The sequence below is a fragment of the Halorubrum miltondacostae genome, from assembly GCF_041379815.1.
GTDB lineage: Archaea > Halobacteriota > Halobacteria > Halobacteriales > Haloferacaceae > Halorubrum > Halorubrum miltondacostae.
On the sequence record NZ_JBEDNY010000001.1, the window covers coordinates 291492 to 305862 of the forward strand.

The 14371-nt window shown below is 72.7% G+C and carries 11 protein-coding genes; 8 read left to right on the forward strand and 3 right to left on the reverse strand.

Translation table 11 applies throughout. From position 1 onward, the window contains the following. Window positions 1-302: 302 nt before the first annotated feature. Together ABNG04_RS01565 and ABNG04_RS01570 are read left to right on the forward strand one after the other, a co-directional pair. A complete protein-coding gene (locus ABNG04_RS01565; protein WP_371159447.1) occupies window positions 303-1172 on the forward strand; it encodes a YqcI/YcgG family protein in 870 nt (289 codons plus the stop codon). After that, the gene (locus ABNG04_RS01570) at window positions 1165-1719 is read left to right on the forward strand and encodes a cysteine hydrolase family protein (protein ID WP_371159449.1); all 555 of its coding nucleotides are present in this window, start codon (window positions 1165-1167) and stop codon (window positions 1717-1719) included. The genes ABNG04_RS01565 and ABNG04_RS01570 overlap by 8 nt, the downstream gene beginning before the upstream one ends. Before the next feature lie 267 nt (window positions 1720-1986). Here ABNG04_RS01570 and ABNG04_RS01575 read toward each other — a convergent pair whose 3' ends face one another. Continuing rightward, entirely contained in the window at window positions 1987-3456 is a 1470-nt protein-coding gene (locus tag ABNG04_RS01575) for an MATE family efflux transporter (RefSeq protein ID WP_371159451.1), read from the reverse strand. A gap of 249 nt (window positions 3457-3705) precedes the next feature. On the opposite strand from ABNG04_RS01575, the gene ABNG04_RS01580 reads away from it, so the two are divergent. Then, window positions 3706-5118: a HEAT repeat domain-containing protein gene (locus ABNG04_RS01580; protein WP_371159452.1), complete on the forward strand. Its 1413-nt coding sequence runs from the start codon at window positions 3706-3708 to the stop codon at window positions 5116-5118. 76 nt (window positions 5119-5194) lie between these two features. Next, a complete protein-coding gene (locus ABNG04_RS01585; protein WP_371159454.1) occupies window positions 5195-6892 on the forward strand; it encodes a phospholipase D-like domain-containing protein in 1698 nt (565 codons plus the stop codon). Window positions 6893-6922: 30 nt separating this feature from the next. On the opposite strand, the gene han is transcribed toward ABNG04_RS01585, so the two are convergent. Further along, window positions 6923-8869: a Hef-associated nuclease gene (han, locus tag ABNG04_RS01590; protein WP_371159456.1), complete on the reverse strand. Its 1947-nt coding sequence runs from the start codon at window positions 8867-8869 to the stop codon at window positions 6923-6925. A 115-nt stretch (window positions 8870-8984) separates the two neighbouring features. On the opposite strand from han, the gene ABNG04_RS01595 reads away from it, so the two are divergent. The 4 genes from ABNG04_RS01595 (at window position 8985) to ABNG04_RS01610 (ending at window position 11765) form a co-directional block, all read left to right on the forward strand. Beyond that, window positions 8985-9500, forward strand: a complete 516-nt coding sequence (locus ABNG04_RS01595; RefSeq protein WP_371159458.1) for a Mov34/MPN/PAD-1 family protein — start codon at window positions 8985-8987, stop codon at window positions 9498-9500. After that, window positions 9497-9949: an FAD synthase family protein gene (locus ABNG04_RS01600; RefSeq protein ID WP_371159460.1), complete on the forward strand. Its 453-nt coding sequence runs from the start codon at window positions 9497-9499 to the stop codon at window positions 9947-9949. The genes ABNG04_RS01595 and ABNG04_RS01600 overlap by 4 nt, the downstream gene beginning before the upstream one ends. A 94-nt stretch (window positions 9950-10043) precedes the next feature. Then, entirely contained in the window at window positions 10044-11447 is a 1404-nt protein-coding gene (locus ABNG04_RS01605; RefSeq protein ID WP_371159462.1) for a heme o synthase, read from the forward strand. 75 nt (window positions 11448-11522) lie between these two features. After that, the gene (locus ABNG04_RS01610) at window positions 11523-11765 is read left to right on the forward strand and encodes an Rdx family protein (protein ID WP_006112936.1); all 243 of its coding nucleotides are present in this window, start codon (window positions 11523-11525) and stop codon (window positions 11763-11765) included. Window positions 11766-11890: 125 nt separating this feature from the next. Here the strand turns inward: ABNG04_RS01610 and ABNG04_RS01615 are convergent, their stop codons facing one another. Next, on the reverse strand, window positions 11891-14320 hold the full coding sequence (locus ABNG04_RS01615; protein ID WP_371159464.1) for a heavy metal translocating P-type ATPase: 2430 nt from the start codon (window positions 14318-14320) through the stop codon (window positions 11891-11893). Window positions 14321-14371 lie beyond the last annotated feature (51 nt).

Below are 14371 nucleotides of genomic sequence, written 5' to 3' on the forward strand. Positions count from 1 at the left end.
TGATATCGGGCGTGAGAGCCCGTCCGTGTATCGTTGCGCTCCTCGCCGAAAATAGCTATCGCCACGTCCGTTCGCGGTTCGCCGTCTAATCGCCGTCGCTCGCCTCGCAGGGGCCGGAGCGTCTCCGGGTCGGGGCCGTCATCGTCCCGGTCCAGTATGGTCCCAAACGACTCGGCCCCATCTGCCGTCTCGTCGGGGGGCGTTCTCCACGGGCGATCGTCAACTCGGCCGCCGACGGCGGCCCGTTCCCGCAGCGTCGAACCCGGCGAAAGTCAAAAGCCGGTCTACCCCCGAAGAACGGTATGAACGAGGCCGGGACCGAGGGCGTGCTGTTGGACCAGGAGACGCTCCACGGTCGGCTCGACGATGCGTCGCCGTGGCTTCAGGAACACTACCGGACCTTCCGGGAGTCGATGCTCGGCGAGCGCGGCGGGTCGCCGTTCCCCTGCTACTTCGGCATCGAGGTCGAGCGCGAGGGCGACATGCTGTACGCCGCCTGCGAGTCGACCACGGATCCGGCCGCGCTGTTGCGGCTGCGCGACGTCCTCTTGGAGTACCTCGACACGTACCCGGACCACGCCGACCGCGCGCCGCTCGCGGTGTTCTTCAAGCCGCCCGCCGGCGACCGCGGCGAGGCGCACTACCACGAGCGGCTCTGGCACGTCTTGGAGTTCCTCCACGTCCACGACCCGGAGCCGTGGCCGGACGACATCCCGACCGATCCCGACACCCCGCGGTGGGAGTTCTGCTTCGGCGGGGAGGCGCTGTTCCCGACCTCGCGTGCCCCGTTCTACGACGACCGAAAGAGCCGGTACTCGCCGGTCGGCCTGGAGATCACGTTCCAGCCCCGCGCCGTCTTCGAGGGGATCACCGCCGACACCGAGGCGGGCGAGCGCGCCCGCGAGACCATCCGCGACCGGATGGGCGACTACGACGGGGTCTGCCCCCACGCCGACCTCGGCGACTGGGGCGCCGAGGGCGACCGCGAGTGGAAGCAGTACCTGTTCCGCGAGGACGACGACGCGAGCCCCGACGCCTGCCCGCTGGACCCGACGCGCGACCACCCGAAGGCCCCCGACGCGCTGCTCGAACCCGGCGCGTGGCGACGGTTCGCGGACGGGGTGGACGCCGACGCGGAGGCCCCCGGTGCCGCGGGGATCGGGGATGACTGACGCCGACGACGCGGTCCTCCTCCTCGTCGACTTCCAGACCGGCTTCGACGAACCGGACTGGGGCGAGCGCAACAACCCCGACGCCGAGGCCGCCGCCGCCGCCCTCCTCGACCGCTGGCGCGAGGCCGACCGTCCCGTCGCGCACGTCCGCCACGCCTCAACGGAGCCCGACTCCCCGCTCCGCCCGGACGCCCCCGGGTTCGCGTGGAAACCGGCGACCGCGCCGGTCGACGGGGAGCCGACGTTCGAGAAGTCGGTCAACGGCGCGTTCCTCGACTCCGGGCTCGACGAGTGGCTCCGCGAGGCGGGCCACGAGTCGCTCGTAGTCTGCGGGCTCACCACCGACCACTGCGTCTCGACGACGATCCGCGAGGCCGAGAACCGCGGCTACGACGTGCGCGTGGTCGCCGACGCGACCGCGGCGCACGCCCGCGAGGCCCCCGACGGCGAGCGGATCGACCCCGAGACCTCCCACCGCGTCGCGCTCGCGCACCTGAACGGCGAGTTCGCGACGGTCGTCGAGAGCGAGGCCCTGCTCGCGGACTGACCCAAATCACAAGTCTCCCGCGAGCGACATGCCCCCGTGTTCCTCCGCACGCCTCGGTGCCCGGAGTGTGAGAGCCGGTTCCTCGTGACGAAAGTCCGGATGGCGGGCGGGCACGTCCCGCCGCCGTCTGACTTGACCGTCTATCGCTGCTGGCGCTGTTTCGCGAAGTTCACCGACCAGGAAGTGACAGCCTCCGGAGACGGGGAGGTGACAGCCTCGGACGACAAAGGTGACGGTGGCGGTCGCGGTCGCTGAGTCCGACCGCCGTCAGTCGTCGTCCGCCGGCTCTGCGGCGCCGCTCCCGCCGCCGCTCGCGCGCTCCGCCGCGTTCGCGAACATCCCGCGCCGCGTCGTGTACAGGAAGTACGCACCGAGGCCGAGGAAGCCGACGACGTTGGAGGCCGCGACCGCCCAGAAGACGGCCTCGACCCCCCAGCCCAGCCCGGGCGCCACCGTGACGCCGAACGCGCCGAACGTCGTCGCGACGGGGACGGCCGCGACGGCGATGGGGAACCGGACCGCCCAGTACTTGACCAGGTCGGCGACGAAGGAGGTTCGGGTGCGGGAGGCGCCGTTGAACCCGGCGAGGAGGGTGTACGTTCCACCGAGCGCCCAGTAGGAGGCGGCGAGGATCCGGAGGTACGTCACCGCGAGGTCCCGTCCGCCGGCGGTGAGGTCGGGCGCGAGCAGGTCCGCGATCCCGCCGGCGAAGGCGAACTGGACCGCGCCGAGCGCGAGGAAGCCGACGACGATCATCCCCGTTCCGACCGTCGTCGTCCGGCGAGCGCGCGCCGGGGCGGCGGCGCCGAGGTTCTGTCCGATCATCGACTGCGCGGCCTGTTGGAGTCCGAGCGCCGGGACGATCGCGAGCGTCGCGACCCGCGCCCCGACCGTGTACGCCGCGACGCCCGCCGCGCCGCCGGCGATCGCGACGAGGCCGACGACGAGCACCCTGACGAGCTCGCTCACGCCGCGCTGGCCGCCGAGCGGGAGGCCGACCGAGACGACCTCGCGGAGGGTCGCCGCGTCGACCGCGAACGCCTCTCGGGTGAGCCGGAAGGTGTCGCGGCCGATCCCCGCGGCGTACCCGAGGATCCACAGGAGGCCGACGACGCTCGCGAGCGCGGTGCCGAGCGCGGCCCCGGCGACGCCGAGTTCCGGGGCGGGGCCGACCCCGAAGATGAGCGTCGGGGCGGCGACGAGGTTGACGAGGACGCTGACGAGGGTCACGTGGAACACCGCGCGGGTGTCGCCGTACGCGGTGAAGCAGTTCTCGACCGTGTCGCCGACCGCGCCGACGGGCAGGACCGCGACCACAACGGCGAGGTAGGTGGCGGTCGTCCCGGCGAGCGCGGGGTCGGCGCCGAGCAGCCCCACCAGCTCCTCGGCGTAGCGGACCACGGGAAGCGCGACCGCCGCGGTAACGAGGAGCGCGACGAGCGCGCCGTTGACCGCGACGCGGCGCGCGCCCGACTCGTCCTCGTCGCCGGCCCGCTGAGAGACGAGGATCTGGGTGCCGACCGCGCCGACCACCACCGTCGCGCCGAGCAGCGACTGAATCGGGAGGCTGAGGCCGACGGCGGCGACTGCGTCCTCGCCGACCCGCCCGAGCCAGAACGTGTCGATCAGCGCGTTGGCGACGTACACGACGTTCTGCGCGACGAGCGGCGCGGCGAGGACGAGGAGCACTCGCCCGACCGGCCCGTCGGTGATCGCTTCGTGGTCGACGTCTAACATCTAATCGTTCCGGTATTAGAAGGTGATAATAAAAGCGTGCTGGTCGTGAACACGAGTCTCGTTTCGCGTCGTCGACCGCGTCGGCGACGGACCGCCCGCGTCGACTCGGGGCCGCGGTTCCCGTTCCTTGATCTATTCCCCGGTGGCACCGCTCCTCGGCCCTTTCTCTCGGCCCCGCTCCTCCGCGCGTTGGCGGCGACGCCCGCGAAGGGAAACCTCTTAATGGACTACACACGGAGTTCGTGGTATATGAGCAACGGCGACGACGACCCGGCCGACGCCTCCGAGGAGGTCGACGCCGCGGACGACGGCGGGGACGCCGGCGAGTCGACGGAGACGGCCGCCCCGACGCTCCCCGACGACGCGACCGAGGAGTCCCTGACCGAGTACTTAGACGAGATCGCCGACCATCTCGAGGCCGCCGAGACGGAGGCCGACCTCGACGACGTCGAGGCCCTCCTCGACGACGCGGAGACCGGCATCGCGGAGGCGGACCTCCCCGAGCCGGACGAGGACGACGAGGACGCCGACGACCCCCGCGGCGACCTCGAAGACCGCGTGGCGGAGCTCCGCGACGGCGTCGCGGACGCCCGCGGCCCCTACGGCGAGGACGTCGTCGACGCGATCGAGACCGCCGCCGGGACGGTCGAAGACACCGAGTGGACCGCCGCCGGCCACGAGGACGTCGCGACCGCCGCGGAGTCGTTCGTCGACGCGGCCGCCGACGCGATCGACGACGCGATCGACGCGGCCGACGATGACCCCGAGGCCCTCCTCGACGACGCGGACGCCGCCGCGCCCCCAGTCGACCAGATCGTCGCCGCCCTCGACGCCGTCGCCGCCGCGGTCGCGGACGCCGACCTCGACGCGGACGACGACGCGGACGACATCGCGGCGCTGTTGACCACGACCGACGACCTCGAGGCCGGCCTCGACGACGCCGAGGAGTGGGACGACTTGGAGACCCACGAGCAGCTCCGCGCGCAGGGGTACTACGACGTGCTCGGCCACTACAAGGACTTCCCGGTCGAGTGGGCCGCGCTGAAGGAGCACGAGGCCCGGGGCAACGTCGACATGATCCTCCTCGCGCTCGACTCCCTACAGTCCGACTTCATGGAGCGCCACTGCCTGGAGGCGTTCGAGCGGATGGGCAAGCGCGGCAAGACCGAGGCGTCGGTCGAGGAGATCCTCGGCCGCGCCGAGAAGCGCGACCAGCCCGCGATCCGGATCCTCGGGAAGATGACGGCCGAGGAGGCGACCGACACCCTCGTCGAGTACGTCCCCGAGGACTCGAACCCGCAGCTCCAGAAGGTCGTGTTCAAGGCGCTCGGCGAGATCGGCGCGGCCGAGGCGGTCCAGCCGCTCGCCGACCGGCTCGACCCCGACGGCGACGACGACGAGCTCGTCCGCCCCCACGCCGCCCGCGCGCTCGGCCTGATCGGCGACACCCGCGCCGTCGACCCGCTCGCCGACGCGCTCGAAGCGCACCCGTCCGACGACGTCCGCGCGGCGGCCGGCTGGGCGCTCCGCCAGATCGGCACCCGCGAGGCGCTCGAGGCGGTCGCCGAGTACGCCGACGAGCACTCCTTCGTCGTCTCGACCGAGGGCGAGAAGGCGCGAGAGGCCCTCGACGGCGACGCGGAACCCGCGCCGACGGCTTGACACGGTCGAACCGCCGCACTCCGACTTCCCGCCACGACCGCGAACCCTTTTGTCCGATACCGGCGCCACGCTCGCCGTGCCACCGACTCGCCCGAGCCACTGGCCCCGCGCCGCCGCGATCGCACTCCTCCTCGCCGCGGCGAGCGTCGCCTGCGTCCCTCCGGCGGCGGCCGCCCCGGTCGACGGGGCCGAGGCGGGGACGGCCAACGGCTCCGCCGCCCCCGAGCCGCGGATCGTCGAGCTGTACCCGAACCCGGCGACCCCCGAGAACCGCGGCGAGTACCTCGTCGTCTCCCTCCCGGAGCGCGGGAACTGGTCGCTCTCCGACGGCTACTACGACGCCGACCTCCCGCCGAACGCGAGCGGGACGGTGGCGCTGTCGATGGCGCCGAACCGGACCGCGGCGATCCGCGGCGAGTTCGTGCGGCCCTCGCTGAGTACGAAGGACGGCGCGACCGACGCCCCCGAGATACGACGGCTGACGGACTACTTCCCGCTGTCCGCCTCCGGCGATCGGATCGAACTCCGGCGGAACGGGAGCCGGGTCGACGTCGTCGCCTACGACCGCGCCCGCGAGGGGTACCGCTGGCGCGCCTCGTGGGGCGAGTGGCGGCCGCGCGGCTACGAGCCGCGCTCGCCGCGCCGGACCGCTGGCGCGAACGCGACGCCGTTCGTCCTCCCCGACAGCCCCGGCCTCCCGGTCGAACCGCTCCTCGGCGCGGACGACCGCCTGCTCGTCGCGGGCTACACGCTGACCTCCGAGCGGGTGGCGGACGCGCTCGTCGCGGCCGCCGACCGCGGGGTCCGCGTCCGCGTCCTGCTGGAGGGGTCGACGGTCGGTGGCTTCTCGGCGCGGAGCGCGCGGCTGCTCGATCGGCTGACGGCCGCTGGCGTCGAAGTCCGGATCCTCGACGGCGAAGTCGAGCGGTTCCGGTTCCACCACCCGAAGTACGCGGTCGCGGACGACCGCGCCGTCGTCCTCACGGAGAACTGGAAGCCCTCGGGCACGGGCGGGCGGAGCAACCGGGGATGGGGTGTCGTCGCGGAGCCGTCCGCCGGCGCCGCGCCGACCGACGGGACCGTCGCGGCCGAGCTGGCGGCGCTGTTCGCCGCCGACTTCGCCGCCCGCGACGCGCGCTCCTGGCGCGCCTTCCGCGCCGACGCCGAGTTCCACGAGGGCGCCCGCGCGAACGGCTCGTACCCGACGCGGTTCGACGCGCCGCCGGAGCCGACGGCGGCGAACGTCACCGTGCTCACCGCCCCGGGGAACGCCGCCGACCGGATCGTCGCGCGGATCGACGCCGCTGACGACCGCGTCCTCGCGGTCGCCCCGCGGGTGGGCGGTTCCGACGACCGGATCGTCCTCGCGCTCCGGCGCGCGGCCGACCGCGGGGTCGACGTCCACCTGCTGCTCTCGGACGCGTGGTACGACCGGGAGGCGAACCGCAACCTCTCGGAACGGCTCGCGGACGAGCCGATCGCGGTCGACCTCGCCGAGCCGCGCGGGCGGTTCGGCACGGTCCACGCGAAGGGGCTCGTCGTCGACGACGCGGCGGTCGTCGGCAGCCTCAACTGGAACCCGAGCGCGGAGACCCGCAATCGGGAGGTGCTGCTCGCGGTCGAGGACGAGTCGGTCGCGGAGTTCTACGCCCGCGCCTACGCCGCCGACTGGCGTGGCGGCGGCGTCTTCATCCCGGTCACGTTCGTCGGCGGGTTCGGGGTCGCGCTCGCGGGAGCCGTCGCCGTCGCTCGGTGCGAGGTCGAAATCGAGTAAAAACCGCCGCCGCGTGTGTCTTCCGCCGTTTCAGTCGTCGAGCGCGATCGTCGACGAGAGCGCCTCGTCGATCTCCGCGCTCGCCATCTTCTCGACGAGCGCCTCGATCACCTCGCTGCGGCGGCCCTTCACGAACTTGATCGAGCCGACGACGAGGTGGCCGCCGCCGGAGACGCCGGCCTCGGGGAACTCCTCGTTCAGCTCGGTCACCATGTTCGGGATGTCGAGCCGGACCCCGTCCGAGCGGAGGACGCAGAAGTCGGGGCCGTAGCCGATGGTGATCACGGGGTCGCCGGTCTCCTTCACCCGTGCGTCGTGGAGCTCGCCGGTGGTCTTGCCCGGGGCGGGGTAGGTGAAGCGATGCGCGTACTCGTCGAGGTCGATCCGGTAGAGGTGCGCGCCGGAGGCGAGCCGCTCGTGCTCGACGTGGTCGTCGACGGCGTCGAGCTGGCGCTCCACGTCGCGCTCGGCGCGCTCGGAGAGGAACTCGACGAGCTCCTCGTGGCGGGCCTCGTCGTCGCAGCCGACGTTGAGCGCGTCGTTGACCAGCGTCTTCCCCTCGGAGTAGCGCAGCCAGTGGGCGGCGTAGTCGAGGGCCTCACCGATGTCGAGGAGGTCGGACTCGTCGTACCCGGCGTCCTCGGCGAGCGCGACGTAGTCGTCCATCGCCTCCGCCTTCGAGCGGTCGGAGAGCCCGGCGACCGCCGGCACGTGTTCGAGCTCCTCGGTGAGCGAGGGGTCGACGAGGCGGGCGAGCTCGACGCACATCATCCCGGTGGTGACCCGGTAGTCCTCGCCGTGGAGGTACGGGTTCACGTGGGCGTCGAGCAGCGGGTCGACCGCCTCGGGGTCGGGGTGGTGGTGGTCGACGGCCGCGATGGGGATGTCGTAGTGCGCGAGGTTCTCGTAGGCCGGCACGTCCTCCTCGGTCGACCCGTTGTCGAGCATCAGCAGGAAGGGGAGCTTCTGTCCGTGGCGGGCGCGGCCCTCCAAGGCGAAGTTGAGGTCGCGGGTGACGTCCTCCATCTCGTAGTACGGGGCCTTGCTCGGGAGGCGCTTGAACAGGTGCCGGGACGCGTCGGGGTCCTCGTGGACCGCCTCGACGAAGTTCTCGACCGCGAGCTGGATCGGGATCGCGGCGCACATCCCGTCACCGTCGGCGTGGTGGCGGACGCGGATCGGGCGGCCGGCGAGGACGGTCTGCCGGATCAGCCGCGCGAGGTCGCGGAGGTCCTCGTGGATCGGCTCGAACGCCTCCCACTCGACGAGCGGGTCGACGTCGGCCGGCTCCGCGCGCTCGTCGAGCGCGGCCTCGAACCGTTCGCGCGCCTCGGCGGCGCGCTCGTCGGGGAGTCGCTTCAGCGAGTCGACCTCGAGCTGGAGCGCGTTCTCGCGGCTCTCGATCGTGCCGGAGACGTGGACCATGTCGCCGACCTCGACCTCGGGGTACGCCCGGACGCCGGCGGACTCGAAGGCGGCACAGGAGACGACGCCGGAGGCGTCCGCGACGGCGAATATGGTGGGGCCGCCGGTCTGTTTCGCCTGGACGACCTCGCCCTCGACGGTCACCTCGTCGCCCGGGGCGAGGCCGCGGACCCGCGACACCGTCGGCTCGTGCGCGACGGTCTCGGTGCGGTAGTCGTCGGGGTCGACGTCGTCGAACGCGACGTCGCCGTTCTCCTTCACCTCGGTGAGCCGGACGATCAGCCGGTCGCCGACCGCGTAGTCGCCGTTGAGGTTCGACTCGTGGACCAGCCCGCTCACGGCGTCCGAGAGGTCGACGAACACGCCGTAGTCGACGACGCCGTTGACCTCGGCGTGGTACAGTTCGTCGACCGCGGCGTCTTCGAGGGTACAGTCCGGCGCCAGATCGTAGACGACCGGGCGGCTGTCGGTCGCCCCCTCGGCCACGTCGGCGTCGGGTTCGGGGCTCGAATCGCCCCGCGTGCCGGAATCCCCGGCGGTGTTTTCGCTCATAGACAGTTCTCGGGAACGGCCGATGTTAAGCCTGTTCTCTCGGGGCTCGACGGGGGAGACGCCCCGCGTCGCGCGGTCCGGAACCCCTATGAGGCGACGGCGACTTATCTCGTTCATGCGACTGTTCCGCTCGGACGAGCTCCTCGGTATCGCCCGAGAGACCCTCGATTTCGTCCTCGAGGCGAGCGAGGAGACGCACCCCAACGAGTACATGGGGTTCCTCCGCGCGGACGACGCCCGGAAGCTCGATCTCGACCGGGAGGGGCAGGTGATCACCGACGTGCTCGTCATCCCCGGGACGGAGTCGAGCCCGACGAGCGCCAGCGTCCAGACCCACATGAAGCCGAACGACATGCGCGCGGTCGGGTCGGTCCACTCCCACCCGAACGGCGCGCTGCGGCCGAGCGACGCCGACCTCGCGACGTTCGGGCAGGGGAAAGTCCACATCATCGTGGGCGCCCCCTACGGCTGGGGCGACTGGAAGGCGTTCGACAACGAGGGGCGACAGACCACCCTCGACGTCCTCGACGTGGAGGTGCCCGACGAGCACTTCTTCGATTTCACTCAGGAGGACATCGACCGAGAGCTCGACGAGCGCGACCGCGGCGGCTTCCTCTCGTGGTTCCGATGACGCGGGTCGTCGCGCAGGGGACGTTCGACCTGCTCCACCCCGGCCACGTTCACTACTTGGAAGACGCGGCGACGTACGGCGACGAGCTCCACGCCATCGTCGCCCGCCGCCCCAACGTCACGCACAAGCCCGCACCGGTGCTCTGCGCCCGCCAGCGACGCGACATGGTCGCGTCGCTCGACGCGGTCGACGAGGCGCACCTCGGCGACCCGGCGGACGTGTTCGTCCCCATCGAGCGGCTCGACCCCGACGTGATCGTGCTCGGGTTCGACCAGCACCACGAGGAGGCCGACATCGCCGCCGCGCTCGCGGACCGCGGCATCGACTGCCGAGTCGAGCGCGCTTCCGGCCGCGAGCCGAAGTACGAGGACGAGCTACTCTCCAGCGGCGACATCGTCGACCGGATCCTCCGCGAGCGCGGCGGCGACGCGGACGCGAACCGGGACTGATCGGCCCCGCTCGGGCTCGCGTCTTCCCCCCGCGCTCGCCTTCGTTTTGTCGAAGCGCGGAACATATATGGGTCCGATTCGTAATCCACGCCACGTGACGCTCCCAGACAGATTCCCCGCGGTGTTGGCCGCGGCCGCGATGGGCGTGTACCTCCTCGTCGTCGTTGGCGCGACCACCTCCCTCACGGGGGCGGCGTCGGCGTGCGGCGGGTGGCCCGCCTGCGGGACCGGGGTGGCCCTCCCGACGGCGACCGAGGGGTGGATCGCCCTCGGCCACCGGGCGCTCGCGGTCGTCGTCGGCCTCCTCGTCGCCCTCTCCGCCGTGCTCGCGTGGCGCGACGGCGCCGACCGCCGGGTCCGGGTCGCGCTCGCCGCCGCCCTCGTCGTCTATCCGGCCCAGGCCGGGGTCGGCGCGCTCGTCGCGCTCGGCGACCTGCCGGCCGCGCTCGGCTCCGCGCACCTCCTCCTCGGCATCGGGATCTTCGGCGCGGTCCTCGCGGCGCTCGCCTGGTGGCTCGAGGCAGCGACCGGCGACCCGGACGACGCGCCCGACGAGTTCGAACCCGGGACCGACGACCTGCCGCCGGTGGAGGAGGCCCCGGAGCCGGAGATCCCGTCCGCGACGCTCCCGCGGCTGAAGGCGACGGCGGCCGCCTACTTCCGGCTGATGAAGCCGCGCCTGATGTGGCTGCTCTGTCTCGTCGCCGCCGCCGCGATGGCGCTGGCGGGCGGCATCGGTTTCACCCCGTCTGTGGTGACGGCGACGCTCGCCGGCGGCGCGCTCTCGATCGGCGCGTCCGGGACGTTCAACCACGTCCTCGAGCGCGACGTCGACAAGCGGATGCAACGCACCAGCGATCGCCCGCTCGCGACGGACCTCGTCCCGGTCTCCCACGCCCTCGCGTTCGGCGGCCTGCTGACGGTCGTCTCGCTCGGGCTGTTCTGGACGGTGAACGCGCTGACGGCCGCGCTCGGCCTCGTCGCGATCCTGTTCTACAGCGTCGTCTACACGCTCGTCCTCAAGCCGAATACGGTCCAGAACACCGTCATCGGCGGCGCGGCCGGCGCGCTCCCCGCGCTCATCGGGTGGGCCGCGGTCACGGGCGAGGTCGGCGGCGGCGGACTGCTGCTCGCCGCGGTCATCTTCCTGTGGACGCCGGCGCACTTCTACAACCTCGCGCTGGCGTACAAGGACGACTACGAGCGCGGCGGCTTCCCGATGATGCCCGTCGTCCGCGGCGAGACCGCGACGCGCCGGCACATCCTCTGGTATCTCGGCGCGACGCTGGTCGCCGCGGTCGCGCTCGCCGCCGCCGCTGACCCGCTCGGCGTCCTGTACGCGGTCGTCGGCGTCGGCGTCGGCGGCGTCTTCCTCTGGATGGTCGTCCGCCTCCACTACGAGCAGACCGAGGGGGCCGCGTTCCGCGCGTTCCACGCCTCGAACGCCTACCTCGGCCTGCTCCTCTTCGCCGTCGTCTTCGACGCGCTGGTCGTCTGACCGCGGCACTCGCCCGTCGGCGCGGCCGGGTCGCCGACCCGCCATTTTAATCCGGTCCGCCGCGTACTACGGCGCATGACACGAGTCGAAGTCGAGTACTGCGTCCCGTGCGGCATGTTGAACCGCGCCCAAGATGTCTCCGAGGCGATCCTCAAGCAGTTCGGCGAGGGCGTCGACGAGGTGGCGCTGGTGACCGGCGACGACGGCGTCTTCGTCGTCCGTGCCGACGACGAGGTCGTTTTCGACAAGACCGAAGATGAGTATGACGTCGACGCCATCGTCCGCGCGGTCAAGCCGCACGTCGGCGCGACGGCGTAGTCCGTCACTCCGGGGCGCGTCTCCGTCGACTTCCGCCTCCGGACGGTATCGATCCGGACCCTCGCGGCTCCGTGCTATTCTCCGACGACGCGTCGGCGACGACCGACGCTCCGCCGCGCGCCGGCTCAGTCGGGGTCGAACACCGCCCGCGCGGAGTTCGTCACCACGAGGATGCTGCTCGACGCCATCGCGAGCGCGGCCAACAGCGGGTTGAGGACGCCGGACAACGCCAGCGGGATCGCGACCGCGTTGTAGACGAACGCCCAGCCGAGGTTCTGTTTCAGCCGCCGGTTCGTCCCGCGCGTGACGGCGAACAGCTCGGGGACCGCCGAGAGCCGGTCCTCCAGGAGGACGGCGTCGGCCGCGTCCGCGGCGAGGTCCGTCCCCGAGGCGATCGAGACGCCAAGGTCGGCCGCGGCGAGCGCCGGCGCGTCGTTGCTCCCGTCGCCGACCATCGCGACCGAGCTGTCGGCCCCGAGCCGCCTGACCGTCTCGGCTTTGGCCTCGGGCGGGACCTCGGCGAACACCTCGTCGATCGCGGGGTGGTCCGCGAACCGCCTCGCGGCCGCGGGCGCGTCGCCGGTGAGCACGACCACGCGGCGGCCGTCCGCATCGAGGTCGGCGACCACATCCTCCCACCCGTCGCGGACCTCGTCGCCGACGGCGAGGACGCCGCGCACGCGCCCGCCCCAGCCGACGTAGACGGGGACGTTCCCGCGGTCGCGGGCGGCGGTCCCCGCCTCGCGCAGCCGGTCCGGAGCCGGCCAGTCGCGCTCGTCGAACAGGTCCGGGTGGCCGACGACGACCTCGTCGCTGTCGACCCGGCCGGCGACCCCGCGGTCGAAGACGTCCACGCCGGTCGCGGCCGCGTCGCCGAGCGCGTCGACTCCGGCGGGTCCGCCCTCCGTCGAGTCCGCCGCGGTCGCGCCGCCGTCGGCCGCCGGTCGCCCGCCGGTCGGGTCGTCCGCCTCGCCCAGCACGCCCGCGACGATCGCCTCGGCGACCGGGTGGACCGAGGCGCGCTCGACGGCGGCCGCGCGCTCCCGGACGCGCTCGACCGGGGTGTCCGCCTCGGCGGTCGCGTCGAGCAGCCGCATCTCGCCGTCGGTGAGCGTCCCGGTCTTGTCGAGCACGACGGTGTCGATGTCGGCGGCCGCCTCGAACACCGCGTCGGAGACGACGACGATGCCGCGCTCGGCGGCGTCACGGATCCCGGCGGCGACCGCGAGCGGCGTCGCCAGCCCCAGCGCGCACGGGCAGGAGACGATCAGCACCGTCAGTCCGACGAGCGCGGCGTCGACCGGCGGCGACCCGAACGCCAGGGTCGCGGTCGCCCCGACGGCCGCGACCGCGACGACGAGGGGGACAAACACGGTCGCGAGCCGGTCGACGAGCCGCTGGATCCCGGACCGGGAGCTCTGTATCTCCCAGAGCAGGCGGACGAGCGTGTCGAGGGTGTTCGCCGCGTCCTCGCCGACCTCGACGACGACGGGCGAGTCGGTGACGACGGTCCCCCCGCGGACCGCGTCCCCCTCGCGCTTCGTCGCCGGCAGCGACTCGCCGGTGACGAGCGCCTCGTCGACCGCGGCGGTCCCCTCGGCGACGACCCCGTCGAAGGGGACGCGCTCGCCGGGCCGGACGAGGAGGCGGTCGCCGGGGGCCACCTCGTCGGCCGCGACGGTCTCGCCCACCTCCCTCCGGACGGTGCGGTCCTCGGTCGTCGTCAGGTCGGCGAGCATGCCGGTCGCCCGCCGCTTGATGATCGACTCGTAGTGGTTGCCGGCGGTGACGACCAGGATGACGGCGATGGTCACATCGAAGTAGAGGTCGGTCCGTCCGACGAACAGCGCGAGCGTGCTGTACGCGTACGAGCTCGTCGCCGCGAGCGACACGAGGAGGTCCATGTTCGGCTGTCGCGCCCGGAGGCTCACGTACGCGCCCCGCAGGATCGGATACCCGGTGTAGAACAGCACGATGGAGGCGAACACCCAGATCTGCGCGAAGAGGTAGGTCCCCGAGACGCCGCCCAGGTCGAGGAGCGGCTCGGAGCCGAAGTAGGTCGGGTACAGGAAGACGACGTACCACAGCATCGCCATCATCCCGAAGAAGCCGCCGCCGATCAGGAACCGGACGACCGCGTCGTCGTCGTCCGTCTCCGGGTCCGCGCGGTCGCTCGCAGAGTAGCCCGCGACGGAGAGCCGGTCGGGGAGCTCGTCCGGGCTCACGGCGTCGGGGTCGTAGTCGACCCGGATGGTGTCCGTGGCGTAGCTCGCCTCGGCGGCCGCGACCCCCTCCTGCTCGCCGGCCGTCATCTCGAGGAACGACTCGCAGGTCGCGCAGTGCATCCCGTCGACGTGGAGGAACGTCGTCTCGCCGTCGAACTCGTCGGCGGGGGTCGCGTCCGGCCGCCGCTCGTCGAGGTCGTCGAGGTCCTCCACGTCGTCGAGCGAGCGCGCGACCGTCAGGCACCCGCGGCAGCAGAACTCGCCGTCGACGTCTGGCGCGGTGTGCGGGTCGTCCCCCGTCGGGAGGTCACAGAGCGTACAGCCTGTCATTGGTGGTCCGTTCGCGGTCGGCCGGGGCGTTCGCGGATCGGGGGCGGCCCC